Genomic DNA, 20,176 nt, shown 5'->3' on the forward strand with positions numbered 1-20,176 from the left:
ATGCGCATGGGGGCCATCGAGGCCGTGGCGGCACCCGCACCCTCGCTGCGCGACCGCTTCCGCGCCTGGCGGGAGGGGGTGACGGCACGGCCGGGCTTCCGCGCCTGGGCCGCCCGCTTCCCGCTGACCCGGCCGATGGCGCGGCAGCGGGCGCGGGCGTTGTTCGATCTCTGCGCCGGCTTCGTCTATTCGCAGGTGCTCTTTGCCTGCGTGCGCCTGCGGCTCTTCGACCTGCTGCATGAGGCCGGGCCCCTGCCGCCCGGCGTGCTCGCCGCCCGGCTGAACATGACCGCAGAAGCGGCGGAGACGCTGCTGCGCGCCGCCGCCTCGCTCGATCTGCTGGCGCTGCGCGACGATGGGCGCTGGGCGCTGGGCCCGCTGGGCGCGGCGATGGTGGGCAACCCCGGCATCGCGGCGATGGTGGAGCACCATGCGCTGCTCTACGCCGACCTGGCCGACCCGGTGGGGATGCTGCGGCGCGAGCGCGGCGGCAATGCGCTCTCCGGCTACTGGGCCTATGCCGGGGCCGAGACGCCGGCGGCGGTGGCGGCCGAGCGGGTGGCGGAATACTCCGCACTGATGGCGGCCTCCCAGCCCATGGTGGCGGAGGAGGTGCTCGCCGCCTACGATTTCCGCCAGCACAAGGTGCTGCTCGATGTCGGCGGCGGGGAGGGGGCCTTCGTCGCCGCCGTCGCCGCCCGCGCGCCCGACCTGCGGCTGCGCGTCTTCGACCTGCCGGCGGTGGCCGAGCGCGCCCGCGCGCGCTTCGCGGCGCTGGGCCTCTCGGGCCGGGCGGAGGCCCATGGCGGCGATTTCAGCACCGACCCGCTGCCGCGGGGCGCGGACCTGATCAGCTTCGTGCGGGTGCTGCACGACCATGACGATGCGGTGGTGCGCGGCCTGCTGCGGGCGGCGCGGGCCGCGCTGCCGCCCGGCGGGCGGCTGCTGGTGGCCGAGCCCATGGCCGGCACGAAGGGCGCCGAGCCGATGGGGGAGGCCTATTTCGGCTTCTACCTGCTCGCCATGGGCCGCGGCCGGCCCCGGCGCCCGGAGGAGTTGCAGGCGATGATCGTCGAGGCCGGCTTCACCGGCGTGCGCCTGTTGCGGACCGGCACGCCGCTGCTGACGCGCGTGCTTGTGGCGGATGTCACACCTTCCTGACGCATCGCAACCATGCGTGTCAGTTTTACTTGACAGTTAAGCCTGTCAGTCTAGGCTGACGCCTCAACCAAGGGAGCCGGTAGTCCAGGTGGACACCATCGCTGTCGTTCTCGAAGCACCAGAGCAGCTCGCCTTGAGCCGCCTCGACCTCCTGCCCCCCGGGCAGGATGACGTGGTGGTGGATGTCGAGTTCTCGGGCATCAGCACGGGCACGGAGCGGCTGCTCTACTCAGGGCGGATGCCGCCCTTCCCGGGCATGGGCTACCCGCTGGTGCCCGGCTACGAATCGGTCGGACGTATCGTCTCCGCCGGTGGCAACACGCAGCGCCAGGTGGGTGAGCGGGTCTTTGTGCCGGGTGCACGCTGCTTCGGCCCGCGCGCCGGCGTGGAGGTGCGCGGGCTGTTCGGCGGCGCGGCCTCGCGCCTCGTGGTGCCGGCCGCGCGCGTCATGCCGGTGGAAGAGGATCTCGGCGTCGATGCGGTGCTGATGGCACTCGCCGCCACCGCGCAGCATGCCATCGCCCCGCTCGGTGCCGCAGGCTTCGTGCCGCCCGAGCTGATCGTCGGCCATGGCGTGCTGGGGCGGCTGATCGCGCGCCTCGTCATCGCCGCCGGCGCCCCCGCCCCCACGGTGTGGGAGAAGAACCCCGCGCGCTTCGATGGCGCGAGAGGCTACCAGGTGATCCGGGCCGAGGACGACCCGCGCCGCAACTATCGCAGCATCTGCGAGGTCAGCGGCGATGGCGCGATGCTCGATACGCTGATCGGCCGCCTGGCGCCGATGGGCGAGGTGATCCTCGCGGGCTTCTACTCCGCGCCGATCTCCTTCGCCTTCCCGCCCGCCTTCATGCGGGAAGCGCGGCTGCGCATCGCCACCGAGTTCAAGGAGCCGGACCTCGCCGTGGTCCGGGACCACCTCGCTGCCGGGCGGCTCTCGCTCGATGGCCTGGTCACGCATCACCGCGCGCCTGACGCCGCGGAGGATGCCTATCGCACGGCCTTCTCCGACGCCGCCTGCCTGAAAATGGTCATCGACTGGAGAACAACAACGTGAATGAAGTGACCGGGATCCAGCCGTCTGCCTCCGCCCAGGCCAGCATGGCCGAGGCGCTGCGCGCCGAAGCCGCGCAGGAGCCGGATGCGGTGCACACCGCGCCGGCGAAGAAGGAAACCCAGATCATCGCCATCTACGGCAAGGGTGGCATCGGCAAGTCCTTCACCCTGGCCAATCTCAGCTACATGATGGCGCAGCAGGGCAAGCGCGTGCTGCTGATCGGCTGCGACCCGAAATCCGACACCACCAGCCTGCTCTTCGGCGGGCGGTCCTGCCCCACCATCATCGAGACCAGCTCGAAGAAGAAGGCGGCGGGCGAGCCTGTCGCCATCGGCGATGTCTGCTTCAAGCGCGACGGCGTCTTCGCCATGGAGCTCGGCGGGCCGGAAGTGGGCCGCGGCTGCGGCGGGCGCGGCATCATCCACGGCTTCGAACTGCTCGAGAAGCTCGGCTTCCACCAATGGGATTTCGACTACGTGCTGCTCGACTTCCTGGGCGACGTGGTCTGCGGCGGCTTCGGCCTGCCGATCGCGCGCGACATGTGCCAGAAGGTGATCGTCGTCGGCTCGAACGATCTGCAGTCGCTCTACGTGGCGAACAATGTCTGCTCGGCGGTCGAGTACTTCAAGAAGCTCGGCGGCAATGTCGGCGTCGCCGGCATGGTCATCAACAAGGATGACGGAACGGGCGAGGCGCATGCCTTCGCCGAGGCCGTGGGCATTCCCATCCTCTCCGCGATCCCGGCGGATGACGACATCCGCCGCAAGAGCGCCAATTACGAGATCGTCGGCACCCCCGGCGGCCGCTGGGCCAGCGTCTTCGAACAACTCGCGACCCAGGTGGCCGAGGCGCCGCCGCTGCGCCCGAAGCCCCTGAGCCATGAGAATCTGCTCGGCCTGTTCAAGGGCGATGCGGTGGGCCGCGGCGTCGTGTTGCAGCCGGCGAGCATGGAAGACATGTGCGCTGCCGATGTGCTGAACAAGCCTTCCCTCGAAGTGGTCTACGAGGGCGTCTGAGGCATGGACACGCTTCCACCCCCCAGCGTGCCGGAAGCGGGCGGTTGCCATGGCGGCCGCGAGACTCTCGATTCGGCCGCGCGCGCGGCCGGCAAATCGGCGTTGATGGATCGCCTGGCGACGGACTACCCGAAGGGGCCGCACGACCAGCCGCAATCCATGTGCCCGGCCTTCGGCTCGCTGCGCGTGGGTCTGCGTATGCGCCGCGTGGCGACGATCCTCTCAGGCAGCGCCTGCTGCGTCTACGGCCTGACCTTCACCAGCCATTTCTACGGCGCGCGTCGCACCGTGGGCTATGTGCCCTTCAACAGCGAGACGCTGGTCACCGGCAAGCTGTTCGAGGACATCCGCGACGCGGTGCACGCCCAGGCGAAGATCGAGGATTACGACGCCGTCGTGATCATCAATCTCTGCGTGCCCACGGCGTCGGGCGTGCCGCTGGACCTGCTGCCCAAGCAGATCGACGGCGTGCGCATCATCGGCATCGACGTGCCCGGCTTCGGCGTGCCCACCCATGCCGAGGCGAAGGATGTGCTGGCCGGCGCCATGCTGCGCTACGCCCGCAACGAGGCCGAGGCCGGCCCCGTCGCCCGCCCGCGCGACCACCGCGAGGGTGTGCAGACCGTGGCACTCATCGGCGAGCTGTTTCCGGCGGATCCCATGGGCGTGGGCGCGATGCTCGCGCCGATGGGCCTCTCGCTCGCGCCGCAGACGCCGGCGCGCGAGTGGCGCGATCTCTATGCCGCGCTGGACTGCAAGGTCGCGGCCGCGGTGCACCCCTTCTACACCGCGAGCGTGCGCGAATTCCGCGCCGCCGGCCGCCCCGTGGTGGGTTCCGGCCCCGTGGGCGTCGAGGGCACCGCCGCCTGGCTCGAGGGCATCGGCAAGGCGGCGGGGATCGGTTCCGAATTGATCGACATCGCCAAGGCGCGTGCCCTGCCCGCGATCCAGGGGGCCATGGCCGGCAACCCGATAGGCGCGCGTATCACCGTCTCGGGCTATGAGGGCTCGGAACTGCTCGTCGCCCGCCTGCTGATCGAGGCCGGCGCCGAGGTGCCCTATGTCGGCACCGCCTGTCCGCGCACCGAATGGAGCGACCCGGACCGCGAGTGGCTCGAGGCGCGCGGGGTGCATGTGCAGTACCGCGCGAGCCTGGAGCAGGACCTCTACGCGATGCGGGAGGCCAAGCCCGACCTCGCGCTCGGCACCACGCCGCTGGTGCAGAAGGCGAAGGAGCTCGGCACGCCCGCGCTCTACTTCACCAACATGGTCTCGGCCCGGCCACTTTTCGGCCCGGCGGGCGCGGCCTCCATGGCCGGGATCGTCGCGGCGCAGACGCGCGGCAAGGAGCGATTTTCCCGCATGGTGAGCTTCTTCGAAGGCGTGGGCACGCCCGATGGCGCGGGCTACGGCTTCAAGGACAAGCCCAGCGATCCGCCCGGCTTCCGCGAGCGCCAGCGCAAGCTGCGCGCGGCGAAGGCCAAGGCCGAAGAAGCGGTGGGGACCTAGGCCATGCTCGTCCTCGATCATGATCGGGCCGGCGGCTATTGGGGGGCGATCTACGCCTTCTCCGCGGTGCGCGGCCTGCGCGTGGTGATCGACGGCCCGGTGGGTTGCGAGAACCTGCCCGTCACCGCCGTGCTGCACTACACCGATGCGCTGCCGCCGCATGAGCTGCCCATCGTCGTCACGGGCCTCGACGAGGATTCGCTCTCGAAGAACGGCACCGAGGATTCGATGCGCCGCGCCGCCGCGACGCAGGATCCGGACCTGCCGGCCGTGGTCGTCACCGGCTCCATCGCCGAGATGATCGGCGGCGGCGTGACGCCGCAGGGCAGCAACCTGCAGCGCTTCATCTGCCGCACCATCGACGAGGACCAGTGGCAGGCCGCGGATCGCGCCATCATGTGGCTCTGGACCGAGTTCGGCGCCAAGGGCCGCCGGCCGAAGGCGCGGGTGCGCAAGGAAGGCACGAAGCCGCGCGTCAACATCATCGGCCCCATCTACGGCACCTTCAACATGCCCTCCGACCTGGCGGAGATTCGCCGGCTGGTGGAAGGCATCGGCTGCGAGATCAACCTGGTCTTCCCGCTGGGCTCGCATGTCGAGGACATCGGCAAGCTGCCTGACGCCGACGTCAACATCTGCATGTACCGCGAATTCGGCCGCAAGCTCTGCGAGGAACTGGAGAGGCCCTACCTCCAGGCGCCGATCGGCCTGTTCGCGACCACGAACTTCCTGCGCAAGCTGGGTGAACTGACGGGCCTCGACCCCGAGCCCTTCATCGAGCGTGAGAAGCACACCACGATCAAGCCGCTGTGGGATCTCTGGCGCAGCGTGACGCAGGATTTCTTCGCCTCCGCCAGCTTCGCGGTGGTGGCGACGGACACCTATGCGCGCGGACTGCAGCGTTTCCTGGGCGAGGAGATGGGCGTGCCCTGCGCCTTCGCCTTCAGCCGCATGGCCGGGCAGAAGCCCGACAACGCCGCGGTGCGCCTGGCGATGAAGACCTCGCCGCCGCTGGTTCTGTTCGGAAGCTACAACGAACGCATGTACGCCGCCGAGCTGAAGAGCCGCGCGATGTACATCCCGGCAAGCTTTCCGGGTGCCATCATCCGGCGCGCCACCGGCACGCCCTATATGGGCTACGCAGGCGCGACCTACATCGTCCAGGAATACTGCAACGCGCTGTTCGACGCGCTGTTCTTCATCCTCCCGCTGGGGACGGAGCTCGACAAGATCGACCCGACTCCGGTGCGGCCGGAGGAAGCCTGGGACGATGAAGCTGTGGCGCTGCTCGACCTGCATGTCGAGCATGAGCCTTTCCTGTTGCGCATCTCGGCGGCCAAGCGGCTGCGCGAGATGGTTGAGAATGCCGCGCGTATGGCTGGGGAGCCGCGCATCACCATGGAACGGGCACGATCGGTGCTGGGCGAAAGCCCGGCCCGGACGCTTGCCGTTCCGCGCGTTGCGGAGGGCGTCGTGTGACGACACCCCTGCAAGTTCCCGATCTCGCCTCCCGCCGACGTGTGGCACCCGGTGCTGCACGGAGTCGGGTGACGAGTCGGCGCCGGCGGTTTCCCGCCATGCCAAACCCTGCCGCGCGGGCTGTGCGCGGTGACGGCCGCAAGGCCAGTTGGAGGTCTGAATAATGGCCGAAGGTTCGAGAACCGGTCTGACCGAAGGCGAAGCGCGAGAGATCCATTCCCTGCTGATCCAGGGCTGGGCCTTCTCCGTCTTCGCCTCGATGGGAGCCCACGTGCTGACGTGGCTGTGGAGGCCGTTGGTGTACGGCAACTCCGTGGTCCCGCCGGACTGGCGCTTCTTCTGAGGCGATTCCGGGCCCTGCTGCGTGAGCGCCTGGCCCGGATCCGAAGAACACAGAGGAGAAGAAGAGCATGCATAAGATCTGGATGGTGGTTGACCCGCGCCGGGCACTGTTCCTGGCGATGGTGGGTGTCCTCGGCATCGCCGCGGTGATCCATCTCGTCGTGCTCAGCAGCCCCCGCTACTGCGATCACCTGGGCTTCTGCGCGACCTCGCCGACCTTCACGCCGGGGCAGCCCGTCGGTCGGTAGGCGACACACGCCAGTGTCGCTCCGCGGCAGTGGGCGAGGATCAACTGATCCTGCAGCAGGGCTTCCGCACCCGTCGGGTGCGGACTTGCTGCGGCACAGCGGGCCTCGCCCGCTGTCGGGGACGACGACACGGCACAGCGGGAACCTGCCCCGCCTGGATGGGAGCATCAACCAATGGCGATGCTGAGTTTCGAAGGCAAATACAGAGTCCGGGGCGGTACGCTCGTGGGCGGGGAGCTATTCGACTTCTGGATAGGCCCGTTCTGGGTGGGCTTCTTCGGCATCACGACCGTCTTCTTCACGGTCGTCGGCACGATCCTGATTCTGGTCGGTGCCGCGATCCAAGGGACTTTCAATCCTTGGCTGATCAATATCGCGCCGCCTGATCTCGCCTATGGCCTTCGCCTTGCGCCGATGCGCGAGGGCGGGCTGTGGCAGGTGATCACGGTGTGCGCCATCGGCGCCTTCGTATCCTGGGCGCTGCGCCAGGCGGAAATCTCACGCAAGCTCGGCATGGGCTACCATATCCCCATCGCCTACAGCGTGGCGGTCTTCGCTTACATCACGCTGGTGGTGATCCGGCCCGTCCTGATGGGCGCGTGGGGCCATGGCTTCCCCTACGGCATCTGGTCGCACCTCGATTGGGTGTCCAATGTCGGCTATCAGCACCTGCACTTCCACTACAACCCGGCGCACATGATCGCGGTGACGTTCTTCTTCACCACGGTCCTGGCCCTGTCGCTGCACGGCGCGCTGGTGCTCTCGGCGCTCAACCCGCCGAAGGGCGAGCCCGTGAAGACCGCGGAGCATGAGAACACCTTCTTCCGCGACCTGATCGGCTACTCCATCGGCACGCTGGGCATCCACCGTCTTGGCCTGTTCCTGGCGCTGTCGGCCGGCTTCTGGAGCGCCGTCTGCATCGTCATCAGCGGCCCCTTCTGGACGCGCGGCTGGCCCGAATGGTGGGGTTGGTGGCTCAACCTGCCGATCTGGCATCATTGAGGCGGGAGAAGCGAGATGCTGACCAAATCAGAAGACTGGAAGCCCGAATACCAGAACCTGTTCACGCGGGTTCAGGTGCGCGGGCCCGCCTATCCGGGCGTCCCTCTTCCCGCCGGTGACGTGCCGCGCGAGGGTGGCACCCGCTACGTCCACCTGTTCGGTCGTTTCGGCGATGCGCAGGTGGGTCCGATCTACCTCGGCCAGCTTGGGATCCTGTCGATCGTCTTCGGCTTCATCGCCTTCGAGATCATCGGCCTCAACATGCTGGCCCAGGTGAACTGGAACGTCTGGGAGTTCATCCGCCAGCTCTTCTGGCTGGCCCTTGAACCGCCCAAGGCGGAGTATGGTCTGCGTATCCCGCCCTTGCGTGAGGGTGGCTGGTGGCTGGCGGCGGGCTTCTGCCTTACCGTCTCGATGCTGCTCTGGTGGGCGCGTACCTATCGCCGTGCACGTCAGCTCGGCATGGGCACGCATGTGGCCTGGGCCTTCGCGGCTGCGATCTGGCTCTACCTGGTGCTGGGCTTCATCCGCCCGATCCTGATGGGCTCCTGGAGCGAGGCGGTGCCGTTTGGCATCTTCCCGCATCTGGACTGGACCGCCGCCTTCTCGATCCGCTATGGCAACCTGTTCTACAACCCCTTCCATGCCCTCTCCATCGTGTTCCTGTATGGCTCGACTCTGCTCTTTGCCATGCACGGCGCGACGATCCTTGCGCTGGGCCGCTACGGCGGTGAGCGTGAGATCGAACTGGTGCTGGACCGTGGCACGGCTGCGGAGCGTGGTGGCCTGTTCTGGCGCTGGTGCATGGGCTTCAACGCCAGCTTCGAGAGCATCCATCGCTGGGCCTGGTGGTTCGCGGTGCTCTGCCCCCTCACGGGCGGCATCGGCATCCTGCTCACCGGCACGGTCGTGGATAATTGGTACCTCTGGGCTGTGGACCGGCACTTCGCCCCTGCCTACCCGCAACTCTGGGCGCCGATCGCTGATCCCGCCCTTGTGCAAGGAGCGCCGCGATGAGCCTGACCGCCAAAGTTGGTCTGGCCTTCGCCGGACTGCTGGGTGTGCTCGTGGTGCTGTTCACCTTCGAACGGCCCCCCGTGGTGAGCACCCAGAACGGCTTCCGCGGCACGGCGATGGAGCAGGTGGTGAATCCCCGCCTGCGCGCCGTGTCCGTGGCGGCCAACCGCGTGCCGGCGGCGCCGGAAGCGGCCGATGCGGAGGGCGACAAGGCCTCCGAGGTCTTCGAGAACGTGCAGCTTCTCGGCGATCTCTCGGTGGCCCAGTTCGGCCGCATCATGCAGGCGATGACCGAGTGGGTCGCGCCCGCACAGGGGTGCAACTACTGCCACAACCCCGAGAACATGGCGTCCGACGAGGTCTACACGAAGGTCGTGACGCGCCGCATGCTCTCGATGGTGCGCACCATCAATGTCGAGTGGACGGCGCATGTCGCTCAGACCGGCGTCACCTGCTACACCTGCCATCGCGGCCAGCCCGTGCCGGCAGAGAACTGGTCCACCCTGGTCGAGGGCCGTGCGGGCCTCGCCGGGCCGACCGGGCAGAACCTGGCTTCCGATGTGACCGCGGGCACGTCGCTGCCGCGCGATCCCTTCACGCCTTATCTGCTCGGCGATCGCAACATCCGCGTGGCAAGCCCGGGCTCCATGCCGCGCGGCAACACCACCGATGTGCGTGAGACCGAGTGGAGCTACGCGCTGATGATGCACATGTCCGACTCGCTCGGCGTGAACTGCACCTTCTGCCACAACAGCCGTGCTTTCGCCTCCTGGGCGCAGAGCCCGGCGCCGCGCCTGACTGCCTGGCATGGCATCCGCATGGTGCGGCAGATCAACAACGACTACATCGTCCCCCTGACCCCCGTCTGGGCAGCCAATCCGCGTGGTCCCGCGGATGGCCCGCACATGGCGCGGCTTGGCCCGGGTGGCGATGCGCTGAAGGTCAACTGCGCAACCTGCCACCAGGGGGCCAACAAGCCCTTCTATGGCGCGCCGATGGCAGCGGACTATCCGGAACTCGCCCGGATCAGCGCGGCCCCGGTGACCCGTCGCGCCGAGGCGCAGACGCGGTGAACATCAAGGGGCGTCCGGGCGTCGTGCCCGGGCGGCCCTTGGCGCTGAACCTGTCACGGCCGGGCGTCTCCTGGGGCTTGCCCCGGGGGGCGACCCGGCCGCGACGCTTTTGCGGGGATGGCGGGCGTGGCGATGTTCCTGGAGCTTGGCGGCCTCGCCCTTGTGGCCTTCGGCGCCGCCACCATCCTGCCCGCGCAGTCCGAGCCCGTGCTGGTCGGCCTGCTGCTGCTGGGCGAGACGCCGGCCTGGCTGCTGGTGCTGGTGGCGAGCATCGCGAACACGCTCGGCAGCGTCGTGAACTGGTGGCTCGGCACGCAGTTGCTGCGCTTCCAGGAGCGGCGCTGGTTCCCCGCCTCGCCCGCGCAGGTCGTGCGCGCCGTGGCCTGGTATCGCCGCTGGGGGCGCTGGTCGCTGCTGCTTTCCTGGGCGCCGATCATCGGCGATCCGCTGACCGTTGTCGCCGGCGTGCTGCGCGAACCCTTGCGCGAATTCATCCTGCTCGTCGCCATCGCCAAGACCGGGCGCTATGTGGTGCTCGCGCTGGTGACACTCGGCCTCGCATGACCAATCCTGCAACGATATCCTCGTACATCCACGAAGGCTGCCACGCGCCATGGACATGAACCCCGCCTCGCCGCCCGACACGCGCCCGCATGCCATCGTCATCGGCTCGGGCTTCGGCGGCCTGGCCGCCGCGATTCGCCTGGGTGCGCGCGGCTGGCGCGTGAGCGTGCTCGAGAAGCTCGATGCGCCGGGCGGGCGCGCCTATGTCTACCGGCAGGATGGCTTCACCTTCGACGCCGGGCCCACCATCATCACCGCGCCCTATCTGCTCGAGGAACTCTGGGCGCTGTGCGGGCGGCGCATGGCGGATGACATCGACCTGCGCCGCATGGATCCCTTCTACCAGATCCGTTTCGATGACGGCGAGGTGATGAACTGCTCCGCCGATCTCGAGGCCACGCGGCGCGAGATCGCGCGCCTCGCGCCCGAGGACATGGCCGGCTTCGAGCGCTTCATCCGCGACAGCGAGCGCATCTTCAAGGTGGCCTTCGAGAAGCTGGCCGACCAGCCCTTCCACAGCCTCGCCACGCTGCTGGCCGCGGTGCCGGACATGGTGAAGCTGGGCGGCTACCGCACCGTCTATGGCAAGGTCAGCGACTATTTCACCAACGACAAGCTGCGCATCGCCTTCAGCTTCCACCCGCTGCTGATCGGCGGCAATCCGCTGACCACCACCGCCTATTACTGCCTGATCGCGCATCTGGAGCGCATGCATGGCGTGCACTACGCCATGGGCGGCATGGGGGCGCTGGTGCAGGGGCTGGTGGGCCTGATCGGCCAGCTCGGCGGGTCGCTGCGCTACGGGGCGGAGGTGGCGCAGATCACCGTTACCAATGGCCGCGCCAGCGGCGTGCGCCTGGGCAGCGGGGAGACGCTGGCGGCCGACATCGTGGTCTCCAACGCCGATGTCGGCTGGACCTATTCGAAGCTGCTCTCCGAGCATCCACGCAAGCGCTGGACCGATGCGAAGGTTGCCCGCGCGCGCTACTCGATGTCGCTCTTCGTCTGGTATTTCGGCACGAACCGGCGCTTCGAGGATGTCTATCACCACACCATGGTGCTCGGCCCGCGCTACCGCGAATTGCTGACCGACATCTTCCGGCACAAGCGCCTCGCCAAGGATTTCTCGCTGTACCTGCATCGGCCGACCGCCACGGATGCCTCCCTGGCGCCGCCGGGCTGCGACAGCTTCTACGTGCTCTCCCCGGTGCCGCATCTGGGCAGCGGCACGGATTGGGCGGCGCAGGCCGAGCCCTACCGCGCCGCGATCCAGCAGCGGCTGGAGGACACCGCGCTGCCCGGGCTGGGGACGAGCATCGTCACCTCCCACATCCTCACGCCGCAGGATTTCCGCGACCGGCTGCTGAGCGTGAACGGCGCGGCCTTCTCGCTGGAGCCGCAGCTGTTCCAGAGCGCCTGGTTCCGCCCGCACAATGTCAGCGAGGACCTGCCCGGCCTCTACATGGTGGGTGCCGGCACGCATCCGGGGGCGGGGGTGCCGGGGGTGGTCTCCTCTGCCAAGATCCTCGACCAAGTGGTGCCTGCGGCGGCAGATTTCCAGAAAGTAAGGTAACTGCCTAGTTTTCGTGCATCGAGGGCTTGAACCCGTCTGGGCGGATCACCATCCGTTTATCCATCGGTCGGTAGGATCACCTCAGCCGGGCGTCATGGGACGCCCGCCCGCCCCTGGAGACGTCGCGGATGCCGGATATCGGGTTTGTTGCCACGCCCCTGAACGATGCGCGCCGCCTGCAGCGCTCGCTGGCCGAGATCGCCGACCATGGTTTTGCCGACCTGATGCGCCGTGACGCGGCCGTGCGGGTGCTGGTGCTGGCCCGCCGTCTGCCCGCCCCGACTGCGGAGACCCCCGCCGTGGCCCTGGTGCGGCGCCTGGCCTCGGCCTGGGACCCCTCGGTGATGACCGCGGCCGAATATGCCGAGAGCCTGAGCGTCGCCGATCTGGACGGGCTGCTGCTCGCGGCCCGCGCCTGGGCGGCCGCCGCGGTCGAGGTCGCGCCGGAGCTGCAGCGCGCCGCCTGAAAGGCGCGCCCGCGTGGCGGGTCATTCCGGCCTTGGCGGCGCTGGGGGCCGTTGACTCGCAACCCCCCTGGCGGCTATAGGCTGCGCCCTCCGGCGTCCCTCGCGGCCGCCGGCGGCCTTCATTGGCATCTTCATCATCACGACACGGGCGCCCTTCGCGCCCGCGAGGTCCGGACAGCGAAAGCCCGAGCGCGCACATGAATTACGCAGTGATCCGCACCGGCGGGAAGCAGTACCGCGTCACCCCCGACGCCGTGCTCACCGTCGAAAAGCTCGAAGCCGAGCCCGGCGCCACCATCACCTTCCACGACGTTCTCGCGCTCGGCACCGAGGCCGGCCTGACGATCGGCGCGCCGACCGTCCCGGGTGCGCGCGTGACCGCCACCGTCGAGATGCAGAACCGCGGCGACAAGGTGCTGATCTTCAAGAAGCGCCGCCGCAAGAACAGCCGCCGCAAGAATGGCCATCGGCAGATGCAGACCGTGCTCCGCATCACCGAAATCGCCGCCGCCTGAATCCGAGGGATCTGAACCATGGCACATAAGAAGGCAGGCGGTTCGTCGCGCAACGGCCGCGACTCCGCCGGCAAGCGTCTGGGCGTGAAGCGTTCGGACGGGCAGCTCGTGAACGCGGGCAACATCATCGTGACGCAGCGCGGCACCAAGATGCTGGCCGGCACCAATGTGCTGGTCGGCCGCACCCACTCGCTGCACGCCACCGTCGACGGGCATGTGAAGTTCTCGCGCAAGGCCGAAGGCCGCGTGCAGGTCTCCATCGTGCCGCTGCCGGTCGCGGCCGAGTAACCTTCGTCCCTGGCGACGCGAGGAAGGGGGGCCGCCAGGCCCCCTTTTTGCGTTTCGGGGCGGGATAGGCACCCATGAAATTCCTCGACGAAGCCAAGGTCTATGTGAAGGGCGGCGATGGCGGCGATGGCGTCGTCGCCTTCCGGCGCGAGAAATACATCGAGTTCGGCGGCCCCGATGGCGGCAATGGCGGCAAGGGCGGCGACATCGTCATCGAGGCGGTGGACGGCCTGAACACGCTGATCGACTACCGCTACGCGCAGCATTTCAAGGCCCGCAAGGGCGGCAATGGCGCGGGCAGCGACTGCACCGGCGCGGGCTCGGACGATGTGGTCATGAAGGTGCCCGTCGGCACCCAGATCCTGGACGAGGACAAGGAAACCCTGCTCGCCGACCTCACCGCCGCGGGCCAGCGCGTGGTGATCGCGCGCGGCGGCGATGGCGGCTTCGGCAATGCCACCTACAAATCCTCCACCAACCGGGCCCCGCGCCGCGCCGACAAGGGCTGGCCGGGGGAGGAGCGCTGGGTCTGGCTGCGCCTGAAGCTGATCGCCGATGCCGGGCTGGTCGGCCTGCCCAATGCCGGCAAATCCACCTTCCTCGCCGCCGTCTCCGCCGCCCGGCCGAAGATCGCCGACTACCCCTTCACCACGCTGCATCCGCAGCTCGGCGTGGTGCGGCTGCACCCGGATGGGCGGCCCAGCCGCGATGCGACCATGGAGTTCATCCTGGCCGACATCCCCGGCCTGATCGAAGGCGCGCATGAGGGGGCGGGCCTGGGCGACCGTTTCCTCGGCCATGTCGAGCGCTGCGCGGTGCTGCTGCACCTGATCGACGGCACCGCTGCCGACCCCGCCGGCGCCTATCGCACCATCCGCAACGAGCTGGCCGGCTATGGCGGCGGCCTGGCCGAGAAGCCGGAGATCGTGGCGCTGAACAAATCGGATGCGATGACGCCCCAGGCCACGGCCTCCCGCCTCAAGGCGCTCTCGCGCGCCGCGGGGCAGCCCGCGCTGCTCGTCTCGGGCGCGACCGGTGCCGGCGTGCCGGAGGTGCTGCGCGCCCTGCACGCGCGCATCCTGGCCGACCGCCAAGGCTGAGGTTCCGGCTGGCATGACCGCACCCTCCCTGCTCACCGCCCGGCGCGTCGTGGTGAAGATCGGCTCGGCCCTGGTGGTGGATGAGGCCACCGCCGCGCCGCGCGAGTCCTGGCTCGCCGGCGTCGCCGCCGATGTCGCCGCGATGCGGGCGCGCGGCGTCGAGGTGATCCTGGTCTCCTCCGGCGCCATCGCGCTCGCGCGCCGCGCGCTGGGGCTGACGCGCCGAAAGCTGCGGCTGGAGGAGAAGCAGGCGGCGGCCGCGGTGGGGCAGATCCGCCTCGCCGGCGCCTGGGCCAGCGCGCTCTCCGCGCAGTCGCTCAACGCGGCGCAGCTGCTGCTGACCCTCGAGGACAGCGAGGATCGCCGCCGCTACCTCAATGCGCGGGCCACGCTGCACACGCTGCTGTCGCTGGGTTGCATCCCCGTGATCAACGAGAACGACACAGTCGCCACCGCCGAGATCCGCTTCGGCGACAATGACCGCCTGGCGGCGCGCGTGGCCGAGATGGTCGAGGCCGATGCGCTGGTGCTGCTCTCCGACATCGATGGCCTCTACACCGCCGATCCCAGGCGCGACCCGGCCGCGCGCCACATCCCCGTCGTGCCGCACCTCACGGAAGAGATCATGGCGATGGGCGGCGAGCCCCCGCCCGGCTATTCCTCGGGCGGCATGCGCACCAAGCTGATCGCGGCGCGCATCGCCACCGGTGCGGGTTGCGCCATGGCCATCGCGCTCGGCAAGCAGGACCGGCCGCTCAGGGCGATGGAGCAGGGCGCGCCCTGCACCTGGTTCCTGCCCGAGGGCGAGGGCCGCACCGCGCGCAAGCGCTGGATCGCCGGCAGCCTGGCGCCGCTCGGCGCGCTGGTGGTGGATGCAGGGGCGGTGCGCGCGCTCAAGCGCGGTTCCTCCCTGCTGCCGGCCGGGGTGCGGCGCGTGGAGGGCAGCTTCCATCGCGGCGACCCGGTGAGCGTGCGCGACGAATCCGGCGCGGAGCTGGCGCGTGGCCTCGCCGCCTATGACGCCGCCGAGGCCGGGCTGATCGCCGGGCATCGCAGCGAGGAGCTGGAAGCGATCCTGGGCTGGCGCGGCCGGGACGAGATCATCCACCGGGATGATCTGGTGGTGCTGTAGCGGCACGCGCCTTGCCTGCCTCCCGGGGATCACCGCCGATCCCCTGGGAGCCGCCCATGTCCACGCCAATCCATGCCTCGCGCCGCGCCATGCTGCTTGGGGCCGCGGCAGTTCTCGCCGCGCCGGGCATTGCCCGCGCCCAGACTGCGCGCTTCCGCTTCAACCTCGGCTGGCGGGTCGAGGCCTCGGCGGCGGGGTTCCTGCTGGCGGCCGAGCGCGGCTACTATCGGGCGGAGGGGCTGGAGGTCACGATCGACACCGGCAATGGCTCCTCCGGCGCCATCACCCAGGTGGCGGGGGGGGCCTATGATGGCGCCTCGGCCGACATGGCCAGCCTGATCCAGCACAACCTCGCCAATCCCGGCCGCCGCCTGCTGGCCGCGGCGATCCAGTACGACAGCAACCCCAACGCGCTGATCGTGAAGGCGAATTCCTCCATCCGCACGCCGCGCGACTTCATCGGCAAGAAGATCGCCGGCCAGCCCTTCAACGCCTCGCGCGCCCTGTTCCCGATCTTCGCCCGCGCCCAGGGCATCCCGGTGGACAGCGTGCAGTGGCAATCGATCGACCCCGCGCTCGGCAACCAGCTGTTCCTGCGCAACGAGATCGACGCCATCGCCTTCTTCTACTTCACCGGCCTGATCAATCTGCAGGCGGCGGGGCTGCCGCTCGATCAGATGCGCACCTTCCGCTACTCGGAGTTCGGCTTGCAGGGCTATGGCAACGGCATCGTGGTGAATCCGGCCCTTGCCACCTCGAACCCGCGTGCGCTGGCCGGGTTCGTGCGCGCGACCACGCGCGGCTGGCTCGACTGCATCGCCGATCCGGTGGCCGGCGGCCGTGCCGTGAAGGCGCGTGAGGGCCTGGCGGATGAGGCGCTGGAAACCGCGCGGCTGCGCATGATCACCGAGGGCAGCATGGTCACCGCCGATACCCGCGCCAATGGCTGGGGCGCGGCCACGCCCGCCCGGCTCCAGGCGACGATCGACGAGACGCTGCTGGCCTTCGGCCTTCAGGGCAGCCTGACGCCGGCGGACATCTTCACCGACGCCTTCCTGCCCACCCCGGCCGACCGCGCGCTGCGCGCCGCGCGGGGCTGAGCGCCATGGCGGGGATCCCGGTCATCAGCCTGGCGCAGGAGGACGCCGCCATCGCGGCGGCGGTGCGCGATGCCTGCACGAGCCATGGCTTCTTCTACGTCGTCGATCACGGCGTGGCGGCCGAGACGGTGCAGGGCCAGTTCGACTGGGCAGAGCGTTTCTTCGCCCTGCCCGAGGCCGTGAAGCAGGAGGTCCACCTGCTGAAATCCTCCGCCCGGCGCGGCTGGGAGAGCCTGGGCGCGCAGACGCTCGATGCCGGGGCGCAGCCCGACCGGAAGGAGAGCTTCTACGCCGGCGTGCATTACGGGCCGGAGCATCCGAATGTGCAGGCCAAGCTCAACGGCTATGGCCCCAACCAATGGCCCGACGGCCTGCCGGGCTTCCAGGCCCAGTGCGAGGCCTATACGGACGCCATGCTCGCCCTGGCCGAGCGACTGATGCGCCATCTCGCGCGCTCGCTCGACCTGCCCGCGGACTATTTCGACGCCACCATGACCGAGCCGATGGCCACGCTGCGGCTCGTGCGCTACCCGCCGCACCCGGATGACGCACCACCCGACGTCTTCGGCGCCGGCGCGCATACGGATTGGGGTGCGATCACCATCCTGGCCCAGGATGACATCGGCGGGCTGCAGGTGCAGGCGGCGGATGGCACTTGGCTGCCGGCAACGCCCATCCCGGCCAGCTTCGTGGTCAATCTCGGCGACATGATCCCGCGCTGGACCAACGGGCATTACCGCTCGAACCTGCACCGGGTGATCAACGCGGCCTCGGGCGGGCGGGACCGCTATTCGATCCCCTTCTTCTACAGCCCGAACTACCACGCGCGGATCGAGGCCGTGCCCGGCACCGTCGCCCCCGGCGAGGCCGCGCGCTTCACCCCCTGCACGGCGGGCGAGCATCTGGCCGAGATGTACCGCAAGACCTACGGACTGGCGGCGTGAGCCTCCTCGCTGTCGACATCAACCTCTTCTGCGCCGACCCGGTCGCGCTCTCCGGCTTCTACCAGGCCCTGCTCGGCCTGCCGGAGAACGAGGCCGCGCGCAGCCCGATCTACCGCGCCCTGCGCCTGGGCGAGGCCGAGCTCGGCTTCAACAAGACCGACGCCTATGCGTTGCTCGGCCTGGGCGAGCGTGTGCCCAAAGATGCGGGCATCCGCGCCTATGCCACCTTCGTCGTGACGGAAGAGGCCGAGATCGAGGCGCTGGCCGCGCGGGTCGTGGCCCTCGGCGGGCGCATCCTCAAGCCGCCCTACCGCACCTACTACCACGCCTGGCAGGTCGTCGCGGAAGACCCCGAGGGCAATGTGTTCCGGCTGAATCACCGGGGCTGAGGCTTCGCAGCCGCGCTGCCCTGCGGCAGGCTCCCTTCCTTGCCGCAGGAGCTTCGCCATGCGCCGCCTCGCCCTCACCGCCGCGCTTGCCTTGCTTGCCGCCCCCGCGCTGGGCCAGACCACGCTGCGCATCGGCATCGGGGCAGACCCCAACCTGCTCGACCCCGCGCAGTCGGGCAGCTTCGTCGAGCGCGTGGTGTTTTCCGCGATGTGCGACAAGCTGGTGGATGTAGGGCCGGACCTGCAATTCCGCCCCGAGCTCGCCACCGCCTGGGCCTGGGCGCCCGATGGCCGCGCGCTGACGCTCACCCTGCGGGAGGGGGCGCGCTTCCAGGACGGGCTGCCGATCGACGCGGCGGCGGTGAAGGCCAATCTCGACCGCTACCGCGAGGCGCGCGAAAGCCGCCGGCGCAGCGAACTCCGCCAGGTCTCCGAGGTGCAGGTGCTCGATGCCCGCACCGTGCGGCTGGTGCTCAGCGAGCCCTTTGCGCCGCTGCTCTCCGTGCTGTCGGACCGGGCAGGCATGATGCTCTCCCCCGCCGTGCTCGGCCTCGCCGAGCGCGTGCCGACCAACCCGGTCTGCTCCGGTGCCTTCATGCTCACCCGCCGGGTGGCGCAGGACCGGATCGAGATGCAGAAATTCGAGGGCTATTGGAACGCGGCCAACATCCATGTCGACCGGCTGGTCTTCCAGCCCATCCCCGACAACACGGTGCGGCTGCTGAATTTGCGCTCCGGCCAGCTCGACCTGATCGAGCGCGTCGCGCCTTCCGACCTGCCGCAGCTTGAGCGCGACCGGCGCCTGCGCCTCGTGGCCGGGCCCTCCATCGCCTACCAGACGCTGAGCATCAATGTCGGCCATGGCCCGCTGGCGCAGCGCCCGCTGGGGTCCGACCCGCGGGTGCGCGAGGCCTTCGAGCGCAGCATCGACCGCGCCATCATCAACCAGGTGGCGATGGAGGGGCGCTTCACCCCCAACAACCAGCCCGAGGCGCCGGGCACGGCCTATCACTTCGCGGATCTCGCACCGCCGCCGCGCGACCCGGCCCGCGCCCGCGCCCTGCTGCGCGCGGCGGGGCATGAGCGCGTGGCCTTCACGCTCAAGGTACCCAACCAGCCGCAGGAATCGCAGGTGGCGCAGATCATCCAGGCCATGGCGGCCGAGGGCGGCTTCGACATCCGCATCGAGACGCTGGAGGCCTCCACCATGGTCGCCGCCACGCAGCGCGGGGATTACGAGGCCGCGATCGCCATCTGGTCCGGCCGGCCCGACCCGGATGGCAACATCGCCTTCTGGCTGGCCTCGGACGGGTTCCTGAACTGGGGCCGCTACGCCAATCCGCGGCTCGACGCGCTGTTCCAGCAGGCGCGCGCGGTGACCGAGACCCCGGCCCGGCAGGCGCTGTACCGGGAGGCCGCGACGATCTGGCAGGCCGACCGACCGCATCTGATGCTCTATCACCACACCTGGTTCTGGGCGATGCGCGCCGGCACCGAGGGCTTCGTGCCCAGCCCGGATGGCATCATCCGCTTCGCCGGGCTGCGGCTGCCGCGCTGAGATGACCCCCCTCGCATGACCCAGGCGATCATCTTCGATTGCGACGGCACGCTGGTGGACAGCGAGCGCATCGGCGCGGCCGTGCTCGCCGAGGCCCTGACCGAGGAAGGGCTGGCCATGACGGCGGCCGAGGCGCTGCAGGCCTTTCGCGGCCGGCGCTTCGCCTTGGCGATGGCGGAGATCGCCGCCATGCTCGGCCGCGACCTCGGCCCGGATTTCGAGGACCGGCTGCGCGCCCGCAATGCCGAGGCGCTGCGCGCCGGGCTGCGCGAGATGCAGGGCGCGACGGAGCTGGTGCGCGGCCTGCGCCTGCCCTTCTGCGTCGCCTCCAACGCCCCGCGCGCCAAGACCGTGCTGAATCTGAGTCTCACCGGCCTGCTGCCGCATTTCGAGGGGCGGATCTTCAGCGCCTATGAGGTCGGGTCCTGGAAGCCCGATCCGGGCCTGTTCCTGCATGCCGCGGACGCCCTGGCGAAGCCGCCCGCCGCCTGCCTTGTCGTGGAGGACAGCGAGCCGGGTGTCGCGGCGGCGCTGGCGGCGGGCATGCGCGTGGTGGCGCTGCTGCCCGAGTCCGATGCGCCCTGGCGCCCGCCCGGCGTGCCCGCCATCCGCTCCCTCACCGAGGTGACGGCGCATCTGTAGCGG

At 69.7% G+C, this 20,176-nt stretch carries 22 protein-coding genes; all 22 read left to right on the forward strand.

The features are described from left to right. The 22 genes from AC2D9U_RS09160 (at window position 1) to AC2D9U_RS09265 (ending at window position 20,173) form a co-directional block, all read left to right on the forward strand. On the forward strand, window positions 1-1,161 hold the full coding sequence (locus AC2D9U_RS09160; protein ID WP_484748167.1) for a methyltransferase: 1,161 nt from the start codon (window positions 1-3) through the stop codon (window positions 1,159-1,161). A gap of 88 nt (window positions 1,162-1,249) precedes the next feature. Beyond that, window positions 1,250-2,215 (forward strand): chlorophyll synthesis pathway protein BchC, encoded by a 966-nt coding sequence (bchC, locus tag AC2D9U_RS09165; protein ID WP_484748168.1) that lies wholly within the window; start codon window positions 1,250-1,252, stop codon window positions 2,213-2,215. After that, window positions 2,212-3,231, forward strand: coding sequence for a chlorophyllide a reductase iron protein subunit X (locus AC2D9U_RS09170; RefSeq protein ID WP_484748169.1), 1,020 nt, complete (start codon window positions 2,212-2,214; stop codon window positions 3,229-3,231). Before bchC ends, AC2D9U_RS09170 begins: the two co-directional genes overlap by 4 nt. A gap of 3 nt (window positions 3,232-3,234) precedes the next feature. Beyond that, window positions 3,235-4,740 carry a chlorophyllide a reductase subunit Y gene (gene bchY, locus AC2D9U_RS09175; protein WP_484748170.1) on the forward strand — a complete coding sequence of 502 codons (1,506 nt, stop codon included), beginning with the start codon at window positions 3,235-3,237 and terminating at the stop codon, window positions 4,738-4,740. 3 nt (window positions 4,741-4,743) lie between these two features. After that, window positions 4,744-6,219, forward strand: coding sequence for a chlorophyllide a reductase subunit Z (gene bchZ, locus AC2D9U_RS09180; RefSeq protein WP_484748171.1), 1,476 nt, complete (start codon window positions 4,744-4,746; stop codon window positions 6,217-6,219). Window positions 6,220-6,382: 163 nt separating this feature from the next. Then, window positions 6,383-6,562 carry a hypothetical protein gene (locus tag AC2D9U_RS09185; RefSeq protein ID WP_484748172.1) on the forward strand — a complete coding sequence of 60 codons (180 nt, stop codon included), beginning with the start codon at window positions 6,383-6,385 and terminating at the stop codon, window positions 6,560-6,562. Between the two features lie 67 nt (window positions 6,563-6,629). Further along, window positions 6,630-6,809, forward strand: coding sequence for a light-harvesting antenna LH1, alpha subunit (gene pufA, locus AC2D9U_RS09190; RefSeq protein WP_484748173.1), 180 nt, complete (start codon window positions 6,630-6,632; stop codon window positions 6,807-6,809). Between the two features lie 174 nt (window positions 6,810-6,983). After that, window positions 6,984-7,811 (forward strand): photosynthetic reaction center subunit L, encoded by an 828-nt coding sequence (gene pufL, locus AC2D9U_RS09195; RefSeq protein ID WP_484748174.1) that lies wholly within the window; start codon window positions 6,984-6,986, stop codon window positions 7,809-7,811. Window positions 7,812-7,826: 15 nt separating this feature from the next. Continuing rightward, window positions 7,827-8,828 (forward strand): photosynthetic reaction center subunit M, encoded by a 1,002-nt coding sequence (gene pufM / locus AC2D9U_RS09200; RefSeq protein WP_484748175.1) that lies wholly within the window; start codon window positions 7,827-7,829, stop codon window positions 8,826-8,828. Further along, a complete protein-coding gene (gene pufC, locus AC2D9U_RS09205; RefSeq protein WP_484748176.1) occupies window positions 8,825-9,901 on the forward strand; it encodes a photosynthetic reaction center cytochrome PufC in 1,077 nt (358 codons plus the stop codon). Before pufM ends, pufC begins: the two co-directional genes overlap by 4 nt. 132 nt (window positions 9,902-10,033) lie before the next feature. Then, window positions 10,034-10,465 (forward strand): YqaA family protein, encoded by a 432-nt coding sequence (locus AC2D9U_RS09210; RefSeq protein ID WP_484748377.1) that lies wholly within the window; start codon window positions 10,034-10,036, stop codon window positions 10,463-10,465. A 49-nt stretch (window positions 10,466-10,514) separates the two neighbouring features. Then, window positions 10,515-12,038: a phytoene desaturase gene (locus tag AC2D9U_RS09215; protein ID WP_484748177.1), complete on the forward strand. Its 1,524-nt coding sequence runs from the start codon at window positions 10,515-10,517 to the stop codon at window positions 12,036-12,038. Window positions 12,039-12,166: 128 nt separating this feature from the next. Further along, the gene (locus AC2D9U_RS09220; protein ID WP_484748178.1) at window positions 12,167-12,505 is read left to right on the forward strand and encodes a hypothetical protein; all 339 of its coding nucleotides are present in this window, start codon (window positions 12,167-12,169) and stop codon (window positions 12,503-12,505) included. Window positions 12,506-12,702: 197 nt separating this feature from the next. Next, the gene (gene rplU / locus AC2D9U_RS09225; protein WP_484748179.1) at window positions 12,703-13,020 is read left to right on the forward strand and encodes a 50S ribosomal protein L21; all 318 of its coding nucleotides are present in this window, start codon (window positions 12,703-12,705) and stop codon (window positions 13,018-13,020) included. 18 nt (window positions 13,021-13,038) lie between these two features. Beyond that, complete coding sequence (gene rpmA, locus AC2D9U_RS09230; protein ID WP_484748180.1) at window positions 13,039-13,308, forward strand: 50S ribosomal protein L27; 270 nt, start codon at window positions 13,039-13,041, stop codon at window positions 13,306-13,308. Between the two features lie 74 nt (window positions 13,309-13,382). Continuing rightward, window positions 13,383-14,408 (forward strand): GTPase ObgE, encoded by a 1,026-nt coding sequence (gene obgE, locus AC2D9U_RS09235; protein WP_484748181.1) that lies wholly within the window; start codon window positions 13,383-13,385, stop codon window positions 14,406-14,408. A gap of 13 nt (window positions 14,409-14,421) precedes the next feature. After that, on the forward strand, window positions 14,422-15,540 hold the full coding sequence (gene proB / locus AC2D9U_RS09240) for a glutamate 5-kinase (RefSeq protein WP_484748182.1): 1,119 nt from the start codon (window positions 14,422-14,424) through the stop codon (window positions 15,538-15,540). Window positions 15,541-15,596: 56 nt separating this feature from the next. Further along, a complete protein-coding gene (locus tag AC2D9U_RS09245) occupies window positions 15,597-16,640 on the forward strand; it encodes an ABC transporter substrate-binding protein (protein ID WP_484748183.1) in 1,044 nt (347 codons plus the stop codon). 5 nt (window positions 16,641-16,645) lie between these two features. Further along, window positions 16,646-17,584 carry an isopenicillin N synthase family dioxygenase gene (locus tag AC2D9U_RS09250; RefSeq protein WP_484748184.1) on the forward strand — a complete coding sequence of 313 codons (939 nt, stop codon included), beginning with the start codon at window positions 16,646-16,648 and terminating at the stop codon, window positions 17,582-17,584. Next, entirely contained in the window at window positions 17,581-17,973 is a 393-nt protein-coding gene (locus AC2D9U_RS09255; protein ID WP_484748185.1) for a VOC family protein, read from the forward strand. The genes AC2D9U_RS09250 and AC2D9U_RS09255 overlap by 4 nt, the downstream gene beginning before the upstream one ends. Before the next feature lie 58 nt (window positions 17,974-18,031). After that, window positions 18,032-19,531 carry an ABC transporter substrate-binding protein gene (locus AC2D9U_RS09260; RefSeq protein ID WP_484748186.1) on the forward strand — a complete coding sequence of 500 codons (1,500 nt, stop codon included), beginning with the start codon at window positions 18,032-18,034 and terminating at the stop codon, window positions 19,529-19,531. A gap of 15 nt (window positions 19,532-19,546) precedes the next feature. Next, entirely contained in the window at window positions 19,547-20,173 is a 627-nt protein-coding gene (locus AC2D9U_RS09265; protein WP_484748187.1) for an HAD family hydrolase, read from the forward strand. Window positions 20,174-20,176: the final 3 nt, after the last annotated feature.

This window comes from Roseomonas sp. TF40 (genome assembly GCF_057219975.1).